This window comes from Methylomonas rapida (genome assembly GCF_024360925.2).
GTDB lineage: Bacteria > Pseudomonadota > Gammaproteobacteria > Methylococcales > Methylomonadaceae > Methylomonas > Methylomonas rapida.
Window position 1 is genome coordinate 2,469,288 of the sequence record NZ_CP113517.1, and the last position, 23,927, is coordinate 2,493,214.

Sequence of the window (23,927 nt, forward strand, 5' to 3'; positions counted from 1 at the left end):
CGATTATAATGGTTTCCGCTTTAAGCAAAAACCATTCTCGACATGCGATTTTTGGGGAATTTTATATGAGGTTTGCCATCGGGCTGCTGCTATTAACCAATCTGCTGGCCTCCGGTATCAGCTTTGCGGCCGATTCGGCGCATTCCCTGAGCGCGCTGCGCAAAACCTTTCTGCAAGCCGAGCAATATATCAAGACGGACCGTGACGATGACTATTTCGCCTTGTCCGATACCTTAAAAAACTATCCGCTTTATCCCTATCTGCATTACCAGTGGCTGAGCAAGCATCTCGATGAAGAGCTGGCGATAACGACGTTCTTGCACGACTATCCCCACAGCCGTTACACCGCATTGTTGCACAACAAATGGCTATCGCATCTCGGGCACAAGCAACAATGGCTGAACTTTATCCGGCAATATCAAAAAAGCGATGATGTCGCATTGCAATGCTATTTTTCCCAAGCCCAATATCTAGCCGGCCAAGGCCAAGCAGCAATGGCGGCCGCCAAACAATTTTGGTTGAGCGGAAAAACGCTGCCGGCAGCCTGCGACAGGCTGTTTGATTGGTTGAGAGATTGGCCGGACTACGATGCGGAACTGATTTGGCAGCGTTTTGAAAACGCGCTCCGTCAAAACAATGCTCCACTGGCAAAACAAACGCTGGCCTTGCTGCCCGCCGCCGAGCAAATAATGGCGGAAACCTGGCTCAAATTGCATGAACGGCCACAACTGGTAAAAGAACCGGCTGCCTGGAAACGTAATTACGCCAAAGCCGGGGCATTGTTCGCCCATGCCATCGCACGCTGGACAGACAACGATCCGCTGGCGGCCGTGCGTACCTGGGATGAACAAAAACAACGCTTCGACATTGCCCCAGCCCTTCAGGCGGAGATCGAAAGACGCCTGGCCATGGGCCTGGCTTTGCGGCGCGATGCGCGTGCCTATGCCAGACTCACTCAATTTGCCGGTTCCGATCCATCGGCGCAGGAATGGCGGGTGCGTAGCGCCTTGATTCGACAAAACTGGGCCGATGTGCTCGCTGCGTTGGATGACCTCGGCGAGGCGTTGAAAACCCAAGACAAATGGCGTTATTGGCGCGCCAGGGCCCTGGCGGCGACCGTTTTCAAGCAAGAAGCGCAGGTTTTGCTGGAAGAACTCGCCAAACAACGTAGTTTTTACGGCTTCATGGCCGCCGATCGATTACAACAAAAAATCGAGTTGAACCATCAAGCCGTCAACGTGGCAGAAAACGATCTTGAGCAGTTGCGTCGCAACAACGAATTTCTGGTGGTAAACGAGTTATTCGCCATCGATCGCAGGCCCGAAGCCACCCGACAATGGTGGCATGCCATGAACGGCCTGAGCCCTCATCAACTGACCGTGGCGGCCAAACTGGCCGAGCATGCGCAATGGCCGGCCTTGGCCATTGCAACCATCGCCAAGGCCAACCAATGGGATGACATGGATTTACGCTTCCCACTTTCGTTCAGCACACAGATCATCGAACAAGCAAATGCACAGGCACTCGACCCCAGCCTGCTGTTTGCGTTGATTCGCCAAGAAAGCGCCTTCGATGAATTTGCCGGTTCCTCAGCCGGCGCAATCGGTTTGATGCAACTGATGCCGGCAACCGCCCGGCAGATTGCCGGCGAATTAAAGGAGCCGTGGAACAATGACTTCAATCTGGTGATGCCGGCGGTCAATCTGAAATACGGAAGTCATTACTTCAAAAAAATCCTGAATCGGTTCGATGGACATCCCGCACTGGCTATCGCCGCTTACAATGCCGGTAGTCAGCGGGTCAAGCAATGGTTACCCAAAAACCAGACATTACCCGCGGATATCTGGATAGAAACCATACCCTACAAAGAAACCCGGACTTATGTGACATCGGTGATTGCCTATGCGCTGATTTACCAACAGCGCCTGCAGAGAACGGGGTTGAAAGTCACTGATTTTCTGAAAGAAGTAGGCCCCGGCTAAAAATTGAGCTGATTTTTTGACTCGACTATTGGATAATGTGCAGTGTTTTCAGCTTACAAACCAGGTAAATAATTAGATGGAGAAACAGCATAGTTTCACGCGCGAAGAATTACTGATGTCGGGCCGAGGCGAGTTATACGGCCCACAAAACGCGCAACTCCCCCTTCCCAACATGCTGATGATGGATCGCATCGTTCATATTTCCGACGAAGGCGGCAAATATGGTAAGGGCGAAATTATTGCGGAACTCGACATCAATCCTGATTTGTGGTTTTTCGATTGCCATTTCCAAGGCGACCCTGTCATGCCTGGCTGCTTGGGCTTGGACGCGATGTGGCAACTGGTCGGATTTTATCTTTGCTGGATGGGTGGTCCCGGTAAAGGCCGCGCGTTAGGCTGCGGCGAAGTGAAATTCACCGGACAAGTGCTGCCGACTGCCAAGAAAGTCACCTATAAAGTCGATCTGAAACGCGTGATTCTGCGCAAGCTGGTGATGGGCATAGCCGACGCCACCATGGAAGTGGACGGCAAACAGATCTACGAGGCTACCGACTTACGGGTTGGCCTATTCACTTCTACTCAGGATTTTTAAGGTATTTGGCCATGAGACGCGCGGTTGTAACAGGTTTGGGAATAGTCTCCAGTATCGGCAATAATCGGGACGAAGTGGTTGCCTCGCTAAGAAGCGGCCGCTCCGGCATCATTCATTCCGAGGTTTATCAAGAACTCGGCTTCAGAAGCCATGTTCACGGCCCGATCAATCTGGATCTGGACGAGGCCATCGATCGCAAGATCAAACGTTTCATGGGTGACGGCGCGGCTTACAATTATCTGGCAATGGAGCAAGCCATCGCTGATTCTGGTTTGGAAGAAGAGCATGTATCCAATTTTCGCACCGGCCTGGTGATGGGATCAGGCGGCCCATCTACCTCAAACCTAGTCGATGCAGCCGATATTTTGCGCGCCAAGGGCGTCAAAAAAGTCGGCCCGTACATGGTGACGCGCGCGATGTCCAGCACCAATACCGCCTGTCTGGCCACGCCGTTCAAAATCAAGGGCGTCAACTACACCATCAGTTCCGCTTGCGCGACCAGCGCGCATTGCATCGGCCATGCGATGGAATTGATTCAGCTGAACAAGCAAGATGTCGTCTTCGCCGGTGGCGGCGAGGAATTGCATTGGAGCATGTCGGTATTGTTCGACGCGATGGGCGCCTTGTCCTCAAAATACAACGATGCCCCGGCTACCGCCTCAAGACCGTATGACGCCAACCGCGACGGCTTCGTAATTTCCGGTGGCGGCGGCGTCCTGGTCATCGAAGAACTCGAGCATGCCAAGGCGCGCGGGGCGAAAATCTATGCCGAATTGGTCGGCTATGGTGCGACCTCCGACGGTTACGACATGGTGCAACCGTCCGGCGAAGGCGCGGTACGCTGTATGCTGCAAGCCATGTCGACAGTGCACGACAAAATCGACTATATCAACGCCCACGGTACCAGCACCCCGGTTGGCGACACCCGGGAACTGGAAGCCATGCGCGCCGTCTTTGGCGCGGCGAACGTGCCGGCCGTCAGCTCGACCAAATCGCTGACCGGTCATGCCTTAGGCGCTGCCGGGGTCAACGAGGCGATTTACTCGCTGCTAATGATGCAGGAAAATTTCCTCAGCGCCTCGGCCAACATCAACGATCTTGATCCTGATGCAGCCGACATTCCGATCGTCCGTGAATACCGCGACAACGTGACATTGAACACGATCATGTCCAACAGCTTCGGCTTTGGCGGCACTAACGCCACGTTGATTTTCCAGCGTTATAACGGCTAATCGTTTCCGACCAACGCCTAGTGCGTTGGTCGCCCTCTCCTGTCCTTATGTCCAACCAAGAACAAAAATCCAGAACCCAGTTCAACAAACTGCAGAAGCGTCTGCGCCGCAGCGTCGGCGAAGCCATCGCCGATTTCAACATGATAGAACACGGCGACAAGGTAATGGTATGCCTGTCCGGCGGCAAGGATTCCTATACCATGCTGGACATCCTGCTGAATTTGCAGAAAACCGCGCCGGTCGATTTCGAAATCATCGCGGTCAATCTGGATCAAAAACAACCGGGTTTTCCCGAACACGTATTGCCGGAATATTTGACGTCTATCGGCGTGCCGTTCCATATCATCGAGCACGACACCTACAGCATCGTCAAACGCATCATCCCGGAAGGCAAAACAACCTGCAGCTTGTGCTCCAGGCTGCGCCGCGGCACCTTGTACGGTTTTGCCAAGGAGCACAAGGTTACCAAGATCGCCTTGGGCCATCACCGCGAAGACATCATCGAGACTTTTTTCCTGAACATGTTCTACGCCGGCAAGCTGAAAGCCATGCCGCCCAAGTTGCTCAGCGACGACAAGCAAAATATCGTGATTCGGCCGCTGGCTTATTGCCGGGAAAAAGACATCAATCGCTTCGCCGCCTTCAAGCAATTTCCGATCATCCCGTGCAACCTGTGCGGCTCGCAGGAAAACCTACAGCGCAAAGCCATGAAGCAAATGCTGGCCGGCTGGGACAAACAATTTCCGGGCCGCCTGGAAACCATTTTCTCCAGCCTGCAAAACATTGCACCGTCGCAAATGCTTGACCCCGGTTTGTTCGACTTCGCCGGCTTGCGCATCGATCCCGACGCCAATCTGCCGCGCACGGTTTCGGACGAACCTGGACTGGATATCCTCGAACGCTAACTAAACGGAACAAACCATGAAAAACGCGATCCTGGTAACGGGCGGCGCCGGTTATATCGGTAGCCACACCTGCGTGGAACTGCTGGAGCACGGTTACGAGGTCGTGGTCGTCGACAATCTATGCAACAGCAAAATCGAATCCATCCGCAGGATAGAACAAATCACCGGCCAGGCCGTCAGGTTTCATCAAACCGACATCAATGACGCCACGGCACTCAGCGATATTTTTCGGCAACATGACATCGCGGCGGTGATTCATTTCGCCGGCCTGAAAGCCGTCGGCGAATCCTGCCAACTGCCGCTGAAGTATTACCAAAACAACATCAACGGCACCTTGGTTCTACTGGAGATCATGGCTGAACAGGGCATCAAGAATCTGGTATTCAGTTCCTCCGCCACCGTTTATGGCGACCCGCACAGCGTGCCCATCACCGAAGATTTCCCGCTGTCCGCCACGAATCCTTACGGCCGCACCAAGCTGTTCATCGAGGAAATCTTGCGTGACGCCAGTATTGCCGATGGTTTGAACGGCACCCAAACACCCTGGAAAATCGCGTTATTGCGCTATTTCAACCCAATCGGCGCTCATCATAGCGGCCTGATCGGCGAAGATCCCAACGGCATACCCAACAACCTGATGCCTTATCTCTCGCAAGTCGCGATCGGCAAATTACCGGTTCTGTCGGTATTCGGCAACGACTACCCGACCCACGACGGTACCGGCGTACGCGATTACATCCATGTGGTCGATTTGGCGCAAGGCCATATCAAGGCCTTGCAATATTTGATGTCGCAATCGAAAGATACCGCCATCTGCGATGCGATAAATTTGGGCACCGGCAACGGCTATAGCGTGCTGGACATGATCAACACCTTCAGTCAAGTGACCGGCAAGCAGGTGCCTTACCAAATCACACCCAGACGCCCGGGCGACGTCGCGGCCTGTTATGCGGACCCCAGCCTGGCGAAACGGAAACTGGATTGGCAAGCCAAAAGGGATTTGCAGCAAATGATGGCCGATACCTGGCGTTGGCAAAGCAACAATCCGGATGGCTATCGTTAGAACGAGGCTAGCAGCAGTCTGAATCAATCGGCATCGAGTCGGCCCAGCAGGTTTTGCTCCGCGGGCGTTTCATCGCTCTGCCGCACCAACTTGCCGATATTACGGTCGGCCCCGGAGGGTAAAGTCTTCGCGTCATCCAGTATCCAATGGGCAATATCCTGCCAGATCAACGGGGCCTGCAAGTCGCGCAGCAGCATGTGGTAGCCGTTTTTGTAATAAGCCACGGTTTTCTTGTCCGCTTGCTCGTTCAACAACCCCCGTACAAACATCGCTGTCGGCTCCGCCGGCACGATTTCGTCTTTTTCACCATATAGCAGCAAGATTTTCTCGTCTAATTTTTCCGCCGAATCCAACGCCGCATCCATCAGATTGGTCAAGCCATAAATCGCATCGACGCGGGTTTCCTTGATCACCCAGGGATCGCGGCCCAGCGCAATCAGCATCTCGATGTTATCCGATGGTGTCACCTGCACCACGCCCTTGCCGGTCAGTGTCAGCCAAGGAAAAGTATGCGACAGCGTCCACAACAACGAAGTCTGATACCACGGCATGGTTTGCCGCCCCCAGACCGCGGGCGCGGATAGAATGATACCCGCCACATCCGGTTTTTGCGGCCTGGCCATCGCATCGATGATGATCGCTCCCCCCATGCTTTCACCGAGCAAGTAAACCGGTTTACCAGGATGACGCTCCTGAACCAGACGGGTAAACTCGGCCAAATCGCCCGCATAGGTATCGCTGCCTGCCCAAAACCCTTTATTGGGACTCTGGCCAAAACCGCGCTGGTCGTAGGCGTAACAAAAAACTTGCCGTTGCCGCAGATATTCGGCGGTCGAATGGAAGAAATGCCGATAATCGTTGAAGCCATGCAATGCAATAATGATGGCCTTGGGATCGGTTGCCGACCAGGTGCTTAGCGGTAATTCGGTACCGTCGGCTGCGATATAGACATGGTCGGTCAGACGGCTAACACCAAGCGTGGGCCCGGAAACCATCATGACCGGCGTACAGCCCGATAGCGATAAGCCCAGCAACAGAAACACCGAAACGGCGCGACATACCCTAAGTGAGCGAAACAATATGCAAAAACCAGATGACATAAGCGAACCACATGCCGAAACCATAGAATTGAATTTTCAGTCAGTGACTGATTTGGCTGACATGCAGTCGGTCAGCCAACTCGCCGGCGAAATTTGGCGAGAGCATTATATGCCCATCATAGGCGCAACGCAGATCGAATACATGCTGGCGCGCTTCCAGACCGCCGAGGCCATAGCCGAGCAAATCAACGCAGGTTATCGCTATTACCTGGCCTTACACCAGCAGCGAGCATTGGCCTATTTTGCGACATTGCCGGACCTGGAAAATAAATCGCTACACCTTGGCAAGCTTTATGTTTGCAAACGCTGGCAACGCCTTGGACTGGGCCGGCGGATCATTGCTTACCTGGAAGGCTATTGTCAGCGGCATGATTTTCATTCACTCTGGCTGACCGTCAACCGCCAAAATCACCAAGCCATAGACTTTTATCTGGGCAATGGGTTCATGAACATTGGAAATATAAGCAAAGACATCGGCGCAGGCTTTGTGATGGATGATTTCAAAATGCTCAAAACGATCAAATGAAATCCGAACTGCGGAGCCAGCGATCGGTCGAAGTGGAAACAATCATCCACGAAAAACACAGTCACAACCCAATTTGCGAAACTTTCCGTTTGACGAATATTCTCGATTGGACTGATGTGGCGACAGGGTGACTTTCGTGGATTTTCACACTTTCAAGGTTTGAGGCAAATCACTCAGGCGCCGGGACCACCACGATTGTTTTTCAACAGGTCGCGAATCTCGGTAAGCAGAATTTCTTCGTTGCTGGGTGCGGGTGGCGCAGCGGGGGCTTCCTCGACTTTTTTCTTAAATGACATCAATATTTTGATGATCAAAAAGATAGCCGCCGCAATAATCGTGAAATCAATGAACGTCTGGATGAATTTGCCATAACTGATTACTACAGCCGGCACGTCGACTCCCGCCGCGGTTTTTGAGGCTTCCTGGATCGTAATCGCCAAATCGGAAAAATCGACACCGCCTAATAACACCCCTATCGGCGGCATGATTACATCGGCCACCAGAGAGGACACTATCTTACCGAATGCGCCGCCGATGATGACACCTACCGCCATATCGACTACATTGCCTTTCATGGCGAACTCTTTGAATTCTTGCAGCATACTCATGACAGCTCTCCTTATATCTATTGTTGTTTGGATTCTGAACGACAAGCAGGCATAAGCGCCATGCCTGGGTCAAGTATGGCATGAGTCATAACATTCAGCAAAAAAACGAGCGGCCGCGCCAATTTCAGTGGATAGACTCGTGTTTGCTGTTAAACTTTGGCCGTAATCATGCAATTTCACAGGAGGGTTCATAATGCAATCAATGCGGCTCAAACAATTGTTCTTGCTGTTAGTGATGCTAGTCTTTGGCAATGCCGGTTACGCCGAAGAATCTGCCGTTACGGGCAGTGGCAAAGTCCATCACCTGGTGGTGGTCTGGCTAAAACAACACGGCGATCCCAAGGCTCGCCAGCAATACATGGAAGGCAGCAAGCGCCTGGCTAAATTACCCGGGGTACTGAGTTACGAGATAGGCCCTGTCGCCGACATCAAACACGACAAACCCAGTCCGTCTTTGGATGACAGCTTCGATATCGCGATTTCCGCCACCTTCGAATCCAGAACCGCGCTGGAAAATTATTCGAAACACCCGGAACACCAGAAAATCATCCAAGAAGTATTGAAACCTCTGGTCCAGCGCTACAAAGTCTACGATTTTGCGGACTGATCGAGCACAGAATGCGGAGAATATCCGGATAGATTTGACCATGACCGATGCTTCATCCCATGGTCAACCGTGATTTTTAGAGTAACGCTCATGAAGGCTTGGCATCGCCCCGGCAAATGAAAGTCAACTTTGTTATGTCGTTAGTCTGTTTTTGGGGTTGCCGCGTGACTTTCAGAGTAACGCCTCGCGGCAGGCTGGCGTTTCAAATGACCCGTGAAAACTGCCGCTGCTTTATCGCCAGGTATTTATCGAACACCATGCAGATATTGCGGATCAACAAGCGCCCTGCCGGCAATACCTGAATACCGTCCGCCGTCATGCGCAACAGGCCGTCGGTCTGCATGATCTCGAGATTTTCCAGTTCCGGCGCGAAATGCTCCGCGAATACGATATTGAACGTTTGCTCGATGCTGCTGAAGGTCAGATCGAAATGACAAATCAGCTGCGTGATCATGGTGCGGCGCAACTTGTCGTCTTCGTCAAGCTCGACACCTTTATAGACCGGCAAATGCCCTGCGGAAATGGCTTTGTCGTATTCGTCCAACTCCTTGTAATTCTGAATGTAGGCATCCCCCACCCGGCCGATCGAGGTGATGCCCAAACCGATCAAATCGCAGTCGGAATGGGTCGAATAACCCTGAAAATTGCGATACAACTTGCCTTCCCGTTGTGCCACGGCCAGTTCATCGTCTGGTTTGGCGAAATGGTCCATGCCGATATACACATAACCGGCCTCGGTTAATTTTCTACCGACCATTTGCAGAATGTCCAGCTTCAAGGCGGCCGACGGCAAATCGGCTTCGTTGATTTGCCGCTGAGTCTTGAACCGGCTGGGCATATGCGCATAGTTGAAGATCGAAAACCGGTCCGGCGCATAGGCCAACACTTGCTCCAGGGTACGCGCGAAGGTTTCCGCGGTTTGCAGCGGCAAGCCATAGATCAAATCAATATTAGTGGAGCGAAAACCTTCCTTGCGTGCGGCCTCCAATACCGCAAAGGTTTGTTCCCGGCTTTGCAAGCGATTGACGGCTTTTTGTACCTCCGCATCGAAATCCTGTAGCCCCAGGCTGATGCGGTTGAACCCCAGTTCGCGTAATTGCGCAATGGTTCTGTCGTTGGTTTCGCGCGGGTCGACTTCGATCGAATATTGCCCGCTATCGTCGTCGTGCAAATTGAAATGCGCGCGGGTGACAGCCATCAGGCGCTGCATTTGTCCGTAGCTCAAGAAGGTCGGCGTGCCGCCGCCCCAATGCAACTGATCGACTTTACGGTTCTTGTCAAACAGCGCGCCCTGCAGCGCGATTTCCTGGCACAAGTTATCCAGATAAGGCTCGGCGTGGGCGCGATTTTTGGTGACGATCTTGTTGCAGGCGCAATAAAAGCAAACGGTGTCGCAAAACGGGATATGGAAATACAGCGACAAAGGCCCGCCAGCGGCGTTGGACCGTTCGATATGCCGGCGATAGTCGGCCTCGCCGAACCCTTCGTGCAATTCCAGCGCGGTCGGATACGAGGTATAGCGCGGTCCGGCTTTATCGTAACGCTTGATCAGATCCAGATCGAATTTGATGGATTGATCGATCATTTGACTTCCTGATTGATTAACACATTAGCCGTTGCGCCGGCAAAAGGCTGGGCCAATTCCACGCTGCCCAGCAAATCGCCGGGTTGCGTCATGGCTTGGCCGGATTTGGATACACGGGCCACGATTCTTAATTGCTGCTGTTCGCCCAGGCGACTACTACCCTGCATCGCCATTTGATCATTCAAGACGACCTCGGTCGGCAAATCAGACGCCTGTTTACGCACGATCGCCAACGGCATTTTCGGCCCATTGACCGCCTGCGCATAGATGAAGACGGCATCCTGCGGCTGAAGGTTGGCTTTCAGTGCCGGATCGATAGTCACCTTGACCTTGATTTCGATGGCCGGGCCGGCTGACCGTTGTTTTTCCAGCTCTTGATCCACCGCCGCCAGCATTTGCTGGACTTGGGATAATCCTTCGGCATCCGGCGGCAACAGTTGCAACAGTTTTTGCCAGTATTGCTTGGCCTTGGCAAAATCTCCCGCTTCCGCCATTGCCATACCCGCCAGCCACAAGGCGTTGGCATTATCCGGCGCTTTTTCGATGACCCTGGCGATCAATTGCTCGGGCTCGCCCTTCATGCTGCCACCTCTGGCCATGGCCAGGTTGTTGGCATATTGCAGCATGATCTCGACGTCATCGGGTTTCAGCTTATCGGCCCTGGCAAACGCATCGGCGGCGTCTTGATACTGTTGTAGAAAACCATAAGAGCGCCCCAGCATGATCCAGCCCTCGACATCGTCTGGCTGCTGTTGCAAGCGCTGCTGTAATTTGCCCATCATACCGGCCATGTTTTCCGCCGCTTTGACTTGGGTCTGCTGCAACTCGACCTTGCTCAGCGCATTGATGTCCCCCAAGCTGACGTATAGCAACAAACTAAGCATAGGCAGTAGAACCAGCAAAATCGGGATGATCCAGCGCCCCTGCCGTTCCGGCGCTTTGCCGGCCTCGCTCGCTTGCAAGTCGTCATTCAACATCAACTGCAATTCCGCGTATTGCTCGTCGAACTGGACTTGATCCAGGACGCCGTCCTGTAATTGCTGCCTCAGTTCCGCCAAGCGTTGGCGAGCGATTTTGATGTTGCGTTGCCTGTGGTCGTCATCGGGCAACGGGGTTTTCCGCAATAATGGCGGTACGATCAGCGCCAGTGCCAACAACACCAAGCCGGCCACGATAATCCAGAACAGCGTATTCAATCCTCTTCACCTTTTTGCAAAATATCGTCGAGACGGCTTTGTTGCTGGACATCCAGCGCTGCGGCCTGGTCGGTGGCCTTTTTGCCGCGCGCCAGGATCACGACCGTAATGATGCCTATCAACAAAAACAATAACGGGCCCAGCCATAACAAACCGGTTTTCAGGTTGAATGCCGGCCGATACAACACGAAATCGCCATAGCGCTGGGTCATGAAATCCACCACATCCTGCCGGGATTTGCCCTGCTGCAGCATTTCGTAAACCTGCTGGCGCAAGTCCTTGGCCAGATCGGCATTGGAATCGGCGATGGTCTGATTCTGGCAGACCAGGCAGCGCAATTCCGAAATCAGCGTTTGATAGGCTTCTTCCTGTTCCGGGTCCTCGAAGGGATGGTATTCCACCGCCGCCCGGCTGGACAGCGAGATCAGCAACAACAAGCTCAACAACCAGACTCTCATGCCGGCTCCTGTTGCAGTTGGCGGATCAATGGTAAAAACAGGCGCTCGATGTCGCCCGGCTCCACCGGTCCGGTATGCTTGTAACGAATGATGCCACGCTTGTCGACCACAAAGGTTTCCGGCACGCCGTACACGCCATAATCGATACCGAGCCGACCATCGACGTCCATGATGCTGACATCATAAGGATTGCCCAATTGCCGTAACCACTGAGCCGCCGCCGGTGCTTCGTCCTTGTAGTTCAAGCCGACGAGGGTGACGAGCTTGAGTTTGGCCAGTTCCAGCAACAGCGGATGCTCCTGCCGGCAGGATACACACCAGGAAGCCCAAACGTTGAACAGCCAGACCTTGCCCTGCAAATCCTGATTGCTCAGTTTTTTTTCCGGCGTGCCCAATATCGGCAAGGCGAATGCGGGCGCCGGTTTGTCGATCAGCGGCGACGGAATGTCCTTGGGATTCAAGCGCAGGCCGACCGCCAGAAAAACAGCCAGTACGATGAACAATGCCAACGGCAACAAATATTTAAATTTAAGCATCGGTCGACACCGCTTTTTTATTCAACACGCGATAACGTCTATCCAAGGCTCCGAGCATACCGCCCACGGCCATGAACACGCCGCCCATCCAGATCCAGCGAATGAAAGCCTTGTAATAAACCCTGAGACTCCAGGCGCCCTCTTCGCCCAACGGTTCGCCGATCGCCACGAACAAATCCCGGAACAGACCGGCGTCGATCGCGGCTTCGGTCATCGGCATGGTTTGCACCCGATAGACGCGTTTTTGCGGATGGAGCTCCGCCACGGTTTCGCCGTCGTGGTTGACGGTCAGATAACCTTGCTGCGCCAGGTAATTGGGGCCCTCGGTTTGTTTGACCCCATGAAAGCTGAACACATAACCGAACATGTCCAGCGTGTCGCCCGGCGCCATGCGCACATCGCGTTCTATGCTATACACCGAGGTCAAGGTAATGCCGACCACGAACACCGAGATGCCGATATGCGCGAGGGTCATGCCGTAAAATCCGGCCGGAATTTGTTTCAATCGAGCCCAAGACCAGCTTTGCAGGCGTTGCTGGAAAGCCATGACGGCAATTGCGGTGGTCCATAAAGCCAAGGCCAATCCCAACACGGCAGCCCAGGAATAAAACGGCATGGCCAATGGCAACAAGACCGCCGCAACGAGACAAACCAACGCCGGCAGCCAAACCTGCTGGCCGATAATTTTGAGTTCGTCACGCTTCCATCGTAGCAATACGCCAAAACCCACCACGATGGCCAACGGCGCCATCAATGGAATGAATACCGCGTTGAAATACGGCGGGCCAACCGACAATTTGCCCAGGCCCAACGCGTCGATCACTAGCGGATACAAGGTGCCGAGCAGGATACTGGCGGCGGTTACCACCAGCAATACGTTGTTGACCAACAACACAGACTCGCGCGATACCAGTTCGAAACGGGCGCTGCTTTTGACTTCCGGCGCGCGGATCGCATATAGCAACAGCGAGCCGCCCACCACGACGGCCAAAAACACCAGGATAAAGACACCACGCGCCGGATCACTGGCGAAGGCATGCACCGAGGTCAACACGCCGGAACGCACCAAAAACGTGCCGAGCAGACTCAATGAAAACGCGAAAATCGCCAGCAATACGGTCCAGGTTTTGAACACCCCGCGTTTTTCGGTCGCCGCCAGCGAGTGAATCAAAGCCGTGCCGACCAGCCAGGGCATGAAGGACGCGTTTTCAACGGGGTCCCAAAACCACCAACCGCCCCACCCCAGTTCGTAATAGGCCCACCAGCTACCCAGCGTGATGCCGATGGTCAAAAACATCCAGGCCACCGTGGTCCAGGGTCGCGACCAGCGCGCCCAAGCCGCATCCAGTTTGCCTTCGATCAAGGCCGCAATCGAAAACGCAAAAGCCACCGAGAAGCCGACATAACCCATGTACAGCATAGGCGGATGAATCGCCAAGCCGGGGTCTTGCAACAAGGGGTTCAAATCACGCCCTTCGGACGGCGCCGGGAACAAACGCGCAAACGGATTGGACGTGAACAACAAAAACAAGATAAAACCGACCGCAACCAAGCCCATCACGCCCAATACTCTGGCGCGGGTTTGATCGGGAATGTTCTGGCTCAGCAAAGCCACCAATCCGGTCCAGATCGATAAGGTCAGGGCCCACAACAACAATGAACCTTCGTGCGCGCCCCACACCCCGGATACCAAATACAAAAACGGTAAAGCAGTGTTGGAGTTTTGTGCCACATAGGCCACCGAAAAATCATGGCTGATGAAACTGTAGGTCAGGCAGGCATAGGCAAAGCCCATGAACAGCAATTGTCCGTAGGCCGCCGGTTTGGCGACATAAATCCAGCCGACGATGCCGCGCCAGGCACCGATCAAAGGCAGCGTACCCTGAATCAGGGCCATGCACAGCGCCAGAATCAGCGAGAAGTGTCCGATTTCCGGAATCATTTGGCCTCCGGCGCTTTCTTCAAGCTGCCCGCCACTTCCGGCGGCATGTAATTTTCATCGTGCTTGGCCAACACTTCCTCAGCCACGAAAACGCCACGCTGATCCAGACGTCCCTTGGCGACGATGCCCTGCCCTTCCCGGAACAAATCCGGCAGGATGCCGCTGTATTCGACGGTGACTTCCTTGCTGAAATCGCTGAGTTTGAAACGTACCAGCATATCGGCGCCCGGTCGCTCCACGCTGCCCTTGACAACCATGCCGCCCAATCGGAACAAAGTATCCTTGGGTGCTTTGCCTTCGACGACATCGGTGGTGGAAAAAAAGTACATCAGATTTTCGTTGAAGGCCTTTAACGCAAAAGTGGCCGCCAAGCCGATGCCAATCAGCATCAGTACAATCAGAATCAGTCGTTGTTTGCGGTGTGCTTTCATCGTTGCGCGCGTTTTTGTTTCAGGGCCAATTGTCTAAGTAACTGTTTGCGTTGCACGATGGGCGCAAACAAATTCCACAGCAATACCGCCGTGGTAATGCCATAGGAGGTCCAGACGTAGAAGGCGTAGCCGCCCATGTGTAAAAAACTTTCCAGTGTCATGCTTTATTCTCCAGCAAATTTTTGACCCATTGCGCCGTGGCTTCCCGTTTCAACAATTCCAATTTGGCGGTCTGCAACACGGCAATGGCGTAATAAACCTTGAATGCTCCCGCCATCAACAACAGCGGAATCAGCATGCTGATATGGATGGATGGCTTGTCCATTTTACTGACCGTGGGCCCTTGGTGCAGGGTGTTCCACCATTCCACCGAATAATGGATGATGGGAATGTTGACGACACCGACCAGCGCCAAGATTGACACTGCCCGAGCCGCACTGCGCTTGTCCTCGATCGCGCCGTACAAAGCGCTGATACCCAGATACAAGAACAGCAAGATCAGTTCCGAGGTCAAACGCGCATCCCATACCCACCAGGTACCCCACATCGGCTTGCCCCACAACGACCCCGTCACCAGGGCGATGAAGGTAAAGCCGGCGCCTATCGGCGCGCTGCTGATCAGCATCACCTCGGCCAGTTTCATATGCCAGATCAGCGCAATGCCGCCCATGATCGCCATCAGCACGTAAATGAACAGCGACATCCAGGCGGCCGGCACGTGGATATAAATGATACGGTAACTATCACCCTGCTGATAATCGGCCGGCGCCATCACCAGGCCGCCGTATAAGCCGGGAATCAGCAGCAATAAAAACAATACGATCAGCCACGGGATGAACTTATCCGCCAACGCATAAAAATGCGGCGAGGAAGCGGTGCGGTGAAAAAAGCGACTGACAGAAGCGGGAATGATAGACATAAGCTTGTTTACTGAAAATAGTTGTCCACGAAAGACACGAAAAACACGAAAATTTTCATAGAACAATTCGAGCTATCGTTGCTTTCGGATATTCGCCAAAATTAACCAACAACCCAAGGCGCATTTTGGTCGCTTTTAGGTAATTCAATACCTGTGCTTTATGAGACTGCGAAATACTGGAAAGTGCTTTCAATTCAACGATTATTGCATCGAAACAAATAAAATCGGGTGTATAAGTTTGCCTTAAAGGCTCTCCTTTGTAGAAAAGCCTGAGTGGTTCCTGTTCAAGAAAGGGTATTTTTCGCTTTGAAAATTCCTGAGCCAAACATTCTTGGTATACCGCCTCAAGAAAACCACAGCCCATTTCACGATACACTTCGAACACCGCGCCTTGAATTCGATAGCTCTCCTCCTGGTAAAAAATCCCTCTTTCCATTTTCGTGCTTTTCGTGTGTTTCGTGGACACTAGTCGGTTTAATTCACGCTCATCTTCAGCGCCGCCGCCGTCGGCAGCGGGGTCAATACCAAAGCCAGCAGCAGCATGGCCAGCAAAATATTGATTTGCGCGGTAACCGGCAAGCCGCTGGCGGCGCGGTCGACGGCGCTGCTGGCGAAAATCAATACCGGGATATACAAAGGCAACACCAACAGCGACAACAGCATGCCGCCACGACGCAAGCCTACGGTCAACGCCACGCCAATGGCGCCAATCAAGCTAAGCATTGGCGTCGCCAACAGCAAGGTCAGCCAGAGCGTCGGCATGGCGCGTTCCGGCAAACCCAGGAATAATGCCAGCAAAGGCGCGACCAACAGCAACGGCAGGCCGGTCACCAGCCAATGCGCCACGATTTTGCCCAGCACCAGCACTGGCAGAGAATGCGGGCTCAACAGCAGTTGTTCCAGCGAGCCATCGTCGAAATCCGAGCGAAACAGGCTGTCCAAAGACAACAACGCCGCCAGTAAGGCCGACACCCAGATCACGCCGGGCGCCATCGCCTGCAACAAGTTGGGTTGCGCGCCCACCGCCAGCGGAAACAAGGTCACGACCATCACAAAAAACAGCAGCGGGTTGGCCATTTCGGCGCGGCGCCGAAAAGCCAGCAGCAAATCACGGCGGATGATCGCCAAAAAAGCCTGAGTCAAAGACATGAATCCAAATGAATGCGTTGCAAGCCGATATGATGCAGGCTCAGATCGTGATGAGAAGTCAAAATCACCATGCCGCCTTGTTTGACGTGCGCATCGATCAACGTCTCGATCAAATCGATGCCTTGCCTGTCCAGTGAGGTGAAGGGTTCATCCAGTATCCACAAAATATTGTGCGTGATCAGCAAACGGGCCAGCGACAAACGCCGTTTTTGCCCGGCGGACAAGGTGTGCACCGGATTATCGTCGTAACCGGCCAATTGTACTTTTTGCAGTGCCTCGTCGATGCCGTAATGGCCCGGCTGGCTCAACGCCAGGGCAAAGCGCAAATTTTCCAAAACCGTCAATTCCTTTTTGATGCCCTCGGCATGGCCGACATAGGCCATATCCGCATAATAAGAGCTCTCTTCCAGCAATTGGCCACACCAACGAATTTCGCCCTCATCGGCTTCACGAAAACCGCACAAGGTGCGCAACAAGGTAGTCTTGCCGCTGCCATTGCTCCCTTCCAGCAATAAAACCTGACCGGGACGCAGACCAAAGCTCAAGCCGGAAAACAGCAGCCTGTCGTCGCGCCCGCAGGCTAAATCCACGACAGCGAGTTCGGCTGGGTTTGTGTGTTCCATTACCGCAACGAATCCAAATATTCAAAGCCGCTTATCTTATCAACAAATAGCGCATCGATTGCAAATTACCGGCCTTTCTTTTTGTATCAGGAATTTTACCGTCACCAAGCCTCACCCCCGCCCGCAAAAATAACAAAGCCCGGCGCGGCATCTTGATACCCGTCAACACCAGGAAAAGCCCGCTCTGCCAGCCCGTGACATGGAAGACTAAATATTCATCCCTACCGACATACACCTTTTGGGCCAGTCAATCGACCGCCGTCGAATCTGATCATTCTGGCTTGATGCCGAATCACCGCAAACTTGCGTAGCCAGAAAAAATATCCTTTATGCGATAATCCTTTTATTTTAGATTACTGCATCGCACCGGAGATTTTGCATGACCGCATTGATAGGCATCATCATGGGTTCCACGTCCGACTGGGATACCATGCAACATGCCGCGCAAACCCTAGAACATCTTGATATCCCGCACGAAGTCGAGGTGGTATCGGCGCATCGCACCCCCGACAAGCTGTTTCAATACGCCGAAACCGCCGAGAGCAAGGGCTTGGAAGTCATCATTGCCGGTGCTGGCGGCGCCGCCCATTTGCCCGGCATGACGGCCGCCAAGACCGTGTTGCCGGTTTTGGGCGTGCCGGTACAATCCAAGGCACTGAACGGCATGGACTCGTTATTGTCCATCGTGCAAATGCCGGCCGGTATTCCCGTGGGCACTTTAGCCATCGGCAAAGCCGGCGCGATCAATGCAGCCCTGTTGGCGGCCGCGATCGTCAGCAACAAACATCCGCAATATCGCCCTGCCCTGGACGCCTATCGTCAACAACAAACCGATAACGTCAACGCCAATCCTGACCCGAGGCAGGTGCAACAATGAAAGTAGGCATCCTGGGTGGCGGCCAGCTCGCCAGAATGATCGCTTTGGCAGGCTACCCGCTGGGCTTGAAATTCATCGTGCTCGATCCGGATCCAAACGCCGGCGCGGCGGGCTTGAGTGAACACTTGCACGGCGCATACGACGATCCGGCCTTGCTGGCCGAACTGGCGGAAAAAGCCGACGTAGTCACCTATGAATTCGAAAACGTGCCGGCACATGTGGCCGAATTTCTGTCCAGCCACACCACGGTCTATCCACCCGCCAACGCACTGGCGGTTTCACAGGATAGGTTGCTGGAAAAAAACTTTTTCAAGGAACTGGGCATAGGCACCGCGCCCTACGCGCAGGTTGACAGCCTGGCGGACTTGAAAAATGCCATGACCACGATGGGCTATCCGGCTATTTTAAAAAGCCGGCGCATGGGCTACGATGGCAAGGGCCAGGTTGTTTTGATGTCCGCTGGCGACCTGGCCGCCGCCTGGGAAGCCATGCAAGGCGCGGCGGCCATCGTCGAAGGTTTCGTGCCATTTCGCCGCGAAGTTTCCATCATCGCGGCGCGACGACCATCCGGCGATATCGTGTTTTATCCGCTGTCCGAAAATCGTCATAGCGGCGGGATTCTGCGCGTGGCCAGCGCCTGCGCCGATGATGCCGAACAAGGCATGGCCGAGGATTACGTCAGGCGCTTGCTGGAAAAACTGGATTATGTCGGTGTCATTGCGCTGGAACTGTTCGATGTCGGTGGCCAGCTATTGGCCAACGAATTCGCCCCCAGGGTGCATAATTCGGGGCATTGGACCATAGAAGGCTCGGAAACCAGTCAGTTTGAAAACCATTTGCGCGCGATATTGGATTTACCCCTGGGCTCTACGCAAACCCGCGGCTTCGCAGCAATGGTAAATTTCATCGGCGGTTTGCCACAGACTGAAGAAATATTGAAGCTTGATCACGCGCACTTGCACCTTTACGACAAAGCACCGCGCAAAGGCCGCAAAGTGGCGCATGCCACCATCAGGAGCGAAGATCTCGAACAATTCGAACAGACTCGTGAAAAACTGACGAATTTGGCCAAACAGACGGATGATTCATGAAACATGGCGAGTCCATTGAGTTTTTCGATGCTTAGGATATGGTCAAGAATAACCGGCTTGTTTATTACTTTGCTCCCCCCTCTCCCAAAGGAGGGTGTCGTAAAAGTCAAAACAGATCCTTCTTCCTCCGGCAGAAGGTTAGGATGAGAGGGTATAAATCTTGTTCCCCTCACCCTCTCCCGCAAGGACAGGGGGCTTTTACGACCTCCAGAGAGCGAGGGAGCAAAATGCGGACGTTATTTTGGACTGAATCCTTATTTATGCCTATCGCGCCACAGCTGGCGCGCGTTGAACGGAGTGCAGCATGATCGAACACATGATCAGACATTACAATATCTTGTCTATCGTCGGAAACATCATCACCGTGAATGTCGCCAGCGCTACCACCCACCAGGACATCACCACCCGGTTTGGCGATCTGGCCCGTATCGAAGATCCCAACGGTAGCCAATCCTTGGCCCAAGTCATCAAAATCGATGGCAGCAAGGTATCGCTACAGGTGTTTTCCGGTACGCGCGGGATTTCCACCGCGGCCTCGGTACGATTTTTGGGCCACGCCCTGCAAGTGACCTACTCGACCAACATCTTAGGCCGCATTTTCAATGGTACGGGCGAACCGATCGACGGCGGCTCTGACTTGCAACCCGATCCCAAAGTCACCATCACCGGCGCTTCGGTCAATCCGATGAAACGGATTTTGGCCTCCAAGATGATCCGTACCGATGTACCGATGATCGACCTGTTCAATTGTCTGGTCGAAAGCCAGAAGATTCCGATCTTTTCCATTGCGGGCGAACCCTTCAACGCCTTTCTGGCGCGGGTCGGCATACAATCCGATGCCGACATCGTCGTGTTTGCCGGTCTGGGCTTGATCTTCGACGACTTTCATTATTTTCGTTCGCAATTCGAACTGGCCGGCGTCTTTGCCAGAACCGTGATGTTCTGCAATCTGGCTTCCGACCCCATCGTGGAACGCTTGCTGGTGCCAGACATGGCGCTGGCGGTAGCCGAGCGCTTTGCCGTCGAGGAAGGCAAACGCGTGTTGGTGCTGATGACCGACATGACGGCCTATGCCGACGCGATGAAAGAGGTCGGCATTTCGATGGAGCACGTCCCGTCCAATCGCGGCTACATGGGCGACCTGTATTCCCAGCTCGCCCGTCGCTACGAAAAAGCCTGCGATTACAAAGGCGCGGGCTCGGTGACGATACTCACGGTGACCACGATGCCGGGTAACGACGTCACTCACCCGGTGCCGGACAATACCGGCTACATCACCGAAGGCCAGTTTTATTTGCACGACGGTATGCTCGATCCCTTCGGTTCGCTGTCGCGCTTGAAGCAACACGTGATCGGCAAGGTCACCCGGGAAGATCACGCCCAGATCATGAACACGATGATCCGTTTCTATGCCGCCGCCAACGACGCCGAACAAAAACAGGCCATGGCCTTCGATTTATCCGATTACGACCGCAAGCTGCTGAAATTCGGCAAACTGTTCCGAAAACGCTTCATGGACATCAATGTCTCCATCCCGCTGGAACAAGCGCTGGATTTGAGCTGGCAAACCCTGGCGGAATGTTTCTCGGCAAGCGAATTGTTGATGAAACAAACCCTGATCGACAAATATTTCCCAAAGGCCCGCCATGGCGAAGCTGTCGCTGAATAAAGCCGCACTGCACAAAGAAAGCGGCAAACTCAAGCGCTATCGGCAATATCTGCCTTCTTTGGAACTGAAACGGCAAAAGCTGGTGGCGGAACGCGCCAAAAGCTGGACGCAGTTCGAAGCAACCCAGCAGCGCATCGCCGCGTGTCAAAAACGGGTAGCCCAATCGCTGCCGATGATGGCCAATCGCGACATCGATTTAAGCAATCTGGTCGCGGTGAAAAGCCTGGAACTCGACAACGAAAACATCGTCGGCATCAATTTGCCGGTATTGAAAAAAGTGGAATTGACCTGCAAACCCTATTCGCCTTACTTGAAGCCGCATTGGGTCGATGCCGTGGTCGTCCAGCTGCGGCTGATGCTGGAACTGCAATGTCAACATCGGATTCAGCAAAAACGTCTTGACTTGTTGAGTTCAGCGGTCAAGAAAGTGACCCAGAAGGTGAATCTGTTCGACAAAGTCTTGATTCCGAAGACCGAACAAAACATCCGTAAAATTCGCATTTTCCTCTCCGATGCCGAGCGTGCCGATGTGGTACGCTCAAAGCTCACCAAACAGCTCAGAGCCGCCGCGGGGGACTAAATGGCCATCGTCAAACTGAAAAAAATGACCTTTTGCGGCTTGATCGAGGACAAGGCGCGCGTATTGGATCAGTTGCAAACCATGGGTGACTTGCATTTGATTCCGTTGACGCCTTCCCGCCGCTCCCGCGAACGCGAAGGCGGCAAGCAGTCCGAGCAAATGATGCAGGCCTTGCGTTACTTGCGAAGCAGCCCCAACAAGCGTCATCAAGTCAAACGATCCAAAAATTTCAATAGCGATCATGTCGTCGATCAGGTGTTGAAATTGAAAAGCAAAACCAGGGAATTGACCGACAAGTACGATGCCTTGCAAAAACGCATCAAGGAACTGGAGCCCTGGGGCGATTTTCAATTACCCGAGACCGGTCTGTTGGCTGGGCAGCGCTTTTGGTTTTACATCATTCCCAAACGCATGATGAACAAGCTCAAAGACTGCGACTACACTTGGCAAACGGTGCATCAAGACAATCTTTTTTGCTACGTGGTCGTCATCGCCGAGACCGAACCACCCGAAAACGCTCTACCTGTCGCCAGGACCCATACCGGTTCGATAGCCTTGTCGGAACTGGAGCATCAGCGTGACGAGCTGGAATTGGCCCTGGAAGACCTGCAAGCACAACGCGAATCCCTGACGCGCTGGACATACCTGCTAACCCTGCATTGCAACGAAGCGTGGAATTTTGATAACTTGCAACAGGCGCAAATCCTGACGCGAGATGAAACCAGCGTGTTTGCGGTACAAGGCTGGCTGCCAGAAAAGCACCTACAACGTTATCAAGCGTTTGCCGAACAACAAGGCCTGGCCTTGCTGATAGAAGAGCCGACAGAAGAGGACAGACCGCCTACCCTCCTGGAAAACCCGCCGCAATTGGCCGGCGGTGAAGAGTTGGTCAATTTTTATCAAACCCCGCACTATGGCGGCTGGGACCCATCGGCGATGGTGTTCTTTTCTTTTTCGCTGTTTTTCGCCCTGATCCTGTCCGATGCCGGTTATGCGGCGGTGTTCGCCCTATTTTTGCTATTCAAATGGCGACAACTGGGCAAAAATGTCAAAGGCCGCCGTATCCGGGTTTTGGCCGCCAATACCATTTTTCTATCCCTGCTTTGGGGAGTGTTGTGCGGCAGCTACTTTGGCTATGCGCCGAAACCGGAAAGCGTATTTTCCGAACTCAAGTTTTTCGACCTCAACGATTTTAGCGGCATGATGCGCCTGACCATCGCGATCGGCGTCGTGCATATTGCGATGGCGAATTTGATCAAAGCCTATCAGCTCATGCCGTCCAGCCAGGCGCTGGGGCCAATCGGCTGGGTCGGTCTGGTCGTGGGCGGATTTTGCCTGTGGCTATCGCCAGCCGACAAGCAAGCCATATTGAGTATTTTCGGGAAAAGTTTGCTGATTGTAGGCGCGGTATTATTGGTGTTGTTCAATAGCCATCGGCGCATCAAACATTGGAGCGACTGGTTTCTGCGGCTGCTGGATGGACTCAAGAGCCTGATCGGCATCACGCAGTTATTCGGCGACGTGCTGAGCTATATGCGGCTGTTTGCGCTAGGATTGGCCAGCGCTTCGCTGGCGCTTACCTTCAACCATCTGGCCGAACAGGTTCACCACAATTTGCCCGGCCCCGGCTTGTTTTTCAGCATAATGATATTGCTGCTTGGGCACGGCTTGAATTTGTTGTTATGCATCTTGAGTGGCGTGGTACATGGCCTGCGCTTGAATTTCATCGAATTTTACAATTGGAGCGTTTCCGATGAAGGTTACCCGTTTAAAGCATTTTCCAAAAAAGGAGTCCATTAATGGCTGATTTAATTGTGGTTTTAGGTTGGATAGGGTTGTATGCGCCGATGGCGCTGGGCGCCGTCGGCAGTGTGATAGGTTGTTCGATTGCCGGCCAGGCCGCGATTGGCGCGATGCTGGATACCGAGACCGGTCACGGCCGTTATATCGGCGTATCGGCGATGCCGTCATCCCAGGTTATTTTCGGCATCGTCGTGATGTTCACGTTGAATCGCACCGTAACGCTGGCCAATGGCGCCGGCTTGTTTTCGGTCGGAGTCCTGGCCGGATTGGCTTTGATGTTGAGCGCGATTTACCAAGGCCAATGCTGCGCGGCGGCCATTCATGCCGCCAAGGCCAAACCGGAAATCTTTGGCTTATCTGTCGTGCCGGCCGCCATCGTGGAAGGTTTCGCGGTATTTTCCTTCATCTTTGCGCTCGTGATTAGCGGCGGCATCCCCCAAACCTGAGCGGGCG

At 53.7% G+C, this 23,927-nt stretch carries 26 protein-coding genes; 13 read left to right on the plus strand and 13 right to left on the minus strand.

Annotated features, from left to right (window positions below; genetic code table 11):
* Positions 1-65 precede the first annotated feature (65 nt).
* The 5 genes from NM686_RS11670 to galE all read left to right on the plus strand — a co-directional run bounded on the left by NM686_RS11670 (position 66) and on the right by galE (position 5,774).
* Complete coding sequence (locus tag NM686_RS11670; RefSeq protein WP_255188034.1) at positions 66-1,982, plus strand: transglycosylase SLT domain-containing protein; 1,917 nt, start codon at positions 66-68, stop codon at positions 1,980-1,982.
* A gap of 76 nt (positions 1,983-2,058) precedes the next feature.
* Positions 2,059-2,574: a 3-hydroxyacyl-[acyl-carrier-protein] dehydratase FabA gene (gene fabA / locus NM686_RS11675; protein ID WP_255188035.1), complete on the plus strand. Its 516-nt coding sequence runs from the start codon at positions 2,059-2,061 to the stop codon at positions 2,572-2,574.
* A gap of 11 nt (positions 2,575-2,585) precedes the next feature.
* Positions 2,586-3,806 (plus strand): beta-ketoacyl-ACP synthase I, encoded by a 1,221-nt coding sequence (gene fabB / locus NM686_RS11680; protein ID WP_255188036.1) that lies wholly within the window; start codon positions 2,586-2,588, stop codon positions 3,804-3,806.
* 47 nt (positions 3,807-3,853) lie between these two features.
* Entirely contained in the window at positions 3,854-4,711 is an 858-nt protein-coding gene (ttcA, locus tag NM686_RS11685) for a tRNA 2-thiocytidine(32) synthetase TtcA (protein ID WP_255188037.1), read from the plus strand.
* A 16-nt stretch (positions 4,712-4,727) separates the two neighbouring features.
* A complete protein-coding gene (gene galE / locus NM686_RS11690) occupies positions 4,728-5,774 on the plus strand; it encodes a UDP-glucose 4-epimerase GalE (RefSeq protein ID WP_255188038.1) in 1,047 nt (348 codons plus the stop codon).
* Positions 5,775-5,797: 23 nt separating this feature from the next.
* Here galE and NM686_RS11695 read toward each other — a convergent pair whose 3' ends face one another.
* Positions 5,798-6,817, minus strand: coding sequence for an alpha/beta hydrolase (locus tag NM686_RS11695; RefSeq protein ID WP_329959140.1), 1,020 nt, complete (start codon positions 6,815-6,817; stop codon positions 5,798-5,800).
* Positions 6,818-6,854: 37 nt separating this feature from the next.
* On the opposite strand from NM686_RS11695, the gene NM686_RS11700 reads away from it, so the two are divergent.
* Entirely contained in the window at positions 6,855-7,400 is a 546-nt protein-coding gene (locus tag NM686_RS11700; RefSeq protein ID WP_255188040.1) for a GNAT family N-acetyltransferase, read from the plus strand.
* Between the two features lie 173 nt (positions 7,401-7,573).
* On the opposite strand, the gene mscL is transcribed toward NM686_RS11700, so the two are convergent.
* The gene (mscL, locus tag NM686_RS11705) at positions 7,574-8,008 is read right to left on the minus strand and encodes a large-conductance mechanosensitive channel protein MscL (protein ID WP_255188041.1); all 435 of its coding nucleotides are present in this window, start codon (positions 8,006-8,008) and stop codon (positions 7,574-7,576) included.
* A 193-nt stretch (positions 8,009-8,201) separates the two neighbouring features.
* Between mscL and NM686_RS11710 the strand changes: the two genes are divergently transcribed.
* A complete protein-coding gene (locus NM686_RS11710; protein ID WP_255188042.1) occupies positions 8,202-8,615 on the plus strand; it encodes a Dabb family protein in 414 nt (137 codons plus the stop codon).
* Positions 8,616-8,817: 202 nt separating this feature from the next.
* Here NM686_RS11710 and hemN read toward each other — a convergent pair whose 3' ends face one another.
* Genes hemN through ccmA form a run of 11 tightly spaced genes read right to left on the minus strand, consistent with a single transcriptional unit; the run spans position 8,818 to position 17,454 of the window.
* Complete coding sequence (gene hemN, locus NM686_RS11715) at positions 8,818-10,200, minus strand: oxygen-independent coproporphyrinogen III oxidase (protein WP_255188043.1); 1,383 nt, start codon at positions 10,198-10,200, stop codon at positions 8,818-8,820.
* Positions 10,197-11,396, minus strand: coding sequence for a c-type cytochrome biogenesis protein CcmI (gene ccmI, locus NM686_RS11720; protein ID WP_255188044.1), 1,200 nt, complete (start codon positions 11,394-11,396; stop codon positions 10,197-10,199). The genes hemN and ccmI overlap by 4 nt, the downstream gene beginning before the upstream one ends.
* A complete protein-coding gene (locus NM686_RS11725) occupies positions 11,393-11,854 on the minus strand; it encodes a cytochrome c-type biogenesis protein (RefSeq protein WP_255188045.1) in 462 nt (153 codons plus the stop codon). The genes ccmI and NM686_RS11725 overlap by 4 nt, the downstream gene beginning before the upstream one ends.
* Positions 11,851-12,390, minus strand: coding sequence for a DsbE family thiol:disulfide interchange protein (locus NM686_RS11730; RefSeq protein ID WP_255188046.1), 540 nt, complete (start codon positions 12,388-12,390; stop codon positions 11,851-11,853). Before NM686_RS11730 ends, NM686_RS11725 begins: the two co-directional genes overlap by 4 nt.
* Positions 12,383-14,332, minus strand: coding sequence for a heme lyase CcmF/NrfE family subunit (locus NM686_RS11735; protein WP_255188047.1), 1,950 nt, complete (start codon positions 14,330-14,332; stop codon positions 12,383-12,385). Before NM686_RS11735 ends, NM686_RS11730 begins: the two co-directional genes overlap by 8 nt.
* Positions 14,329-14,763 carry a cytochrome c maturation protein CcmE gene (gene ccmE, locus NM686_RS11740; RefSeq protein WP_255188048.1) on the minus strand — a complete coding sequence of 145 codons (435 nt, stop codon included), beginning with the start codon at positions 14,761-14,763 and terminating at the stop codon, positions 14,329-14,331. Before ccmE ends, NM686_RS11735 begins: the two co-directional genes overlap by 4 nt.
* Positions 14,760-14,924: a heme exporter protein CcmD gene (gene ccmD, locus NM686_RS11745; RefSeq protein WP_255188049.1), complete on the minus strand. Its 165-nt coding sequence runs from the start codon at positions 14,922-14,924 to the stop codon at positions 14,760-14,762. Before ccmD ends, ccmE begins: the two co-directional genes overlap by 4 nt.
* Positions 14,921-15,682 (minus strand): heme ABC transporter permease, encoded by a 762-nt coding sequence (locus NM686_RS11750; protein ID WP_255188050.1) that lies wholly within the window; start codon positions 15,680-15,682, stop codon positions 14,921-14,923. The genes ccmD and NM686_RS11750 overlap by 4 nt, the downstream gene beginning before the upstream one ends.
* A 55-nt stretch (positions 15,683-15,737) precedes the next feature.
* Complete coding sequence (locus NM686_RS11755) at positions 15,738-16,118, minus strand: GxxExxY protein (protein ID WP_255188051.1); 381 nt, start codon at positions 16,116-16,118, stop codon at positions 15,738-15,740.
* Positions 16,119-16,156: 38 nt separating this feature from the next.
* Positions 16,157-16,831, minus strand: coding sequence for a heme exporter protein CcmB (gene ccmB, locus NM686_RS11760; protein ID WP_255188052.1), 675 nt, complete (start codon positions 16,829-16,831; stop codon positions 16,157-16,159).
* A complete protein-coding gene (ccmA, locus tag NM686_RS11765; RefSeq protein ID WP_255188053.1) occupies positions 16,822-17,454 on the minus strand; it encodes a cytochrome c biogenesis heme-transporting ATPase CcmA in 633 nt (210 codons plus the stop codon). Before ccmA ends, ccmB begins: the two co-directional genes overlap by 10 nt.
* A 379-nt stretch (positions 17,455-17,833) precedes the next feature.
* Between ccmA and purE the strand changes: the two genes are divergently transcribed.
* The 6 genes from purE (at position 17,834) to NM686_RS11795 (ending at position 23,920) form a co-directional block, all read left to right on the plus strand.
* Positions 17,834-18,331 carry a 5-(carboxyamino)imidazole ribonucleotide mutase gene (gene purE / locus NM686_RS11770; protein ID WP_255188054.1) on the plus strand — a complete coding sequence of 166 codons (498 nt, stop codon included), beginning with the start codon at positions 17,834-17,836 and terminating at the stop codon, positions 18,329-18,331.
* Positions 18,328-19,422: a 5-(carboxyamino)imidazole ribonucleotide synthase gene (locus NM686_RS11775; RefSeq protein ID WP_255188055.1), complete on the plus strand. Its 1,095-nt coding sequence runs from the start codon at positions 18,328-18,330 to the stop codon at positions 19,420-19,422. Before purE ends, NM686_RS11775 begins: the two co-directional genes overlap by 4 nt.
* 304 nt (positions 19,423-19,726) lie before the next feature.
* Complete coding sequence (locus tag NM686_RS11780; protein WP_255188056.1) at positions 19,727-21,091, plus strand: V-type ATP synthase subunit B; 1,365 nt, start codon at positions 19,727-19,729, stop codon at positions 21,089-21,091.
* The gene (locus NM686_RS11785; RefSeq protein WP_255188057.1) at positions 21,069-21,671 is read left to right on the plus strand and encodes a V-type ATP synthase subunit D; all 603 of its coding nucleotides are present in this window, start codon (positions 21,069-21,071) and stop codon (positions 21,669-21,671) included. The genes NM686_RS11780 and NM686_RS11785 overlap by 23 nt, the downstream gene beginning before the upstream one ends.
* On the plus strand, positions 21,672-23,471 hold the full coding sequence (locus NM686_RS11790) for a V-type ATP synthase subunit I (protein ID WP_255188058.1): 1,800 nt from the start codon (positions 21,672-21,674) through the stop codon (positions 23,469-23,471).
* Positions 23,471-23,920, plus strand: coding sequence for an ATP synthase subunit C (locus tag NM686_RS11795; RefSeq protein WP_255188059.1), 450 nt, complete (start codon positions 23,471-23,473; stop codon positions 23,918-23,920). The genes NM686_RS11790 and NM686_RS11795 overlap by 1 nt, the downstream gene beginning before the upstream one ends.
* The last annotated feature ends 7 nt before the right edge of the window (positions 23,921-23,927 follow it).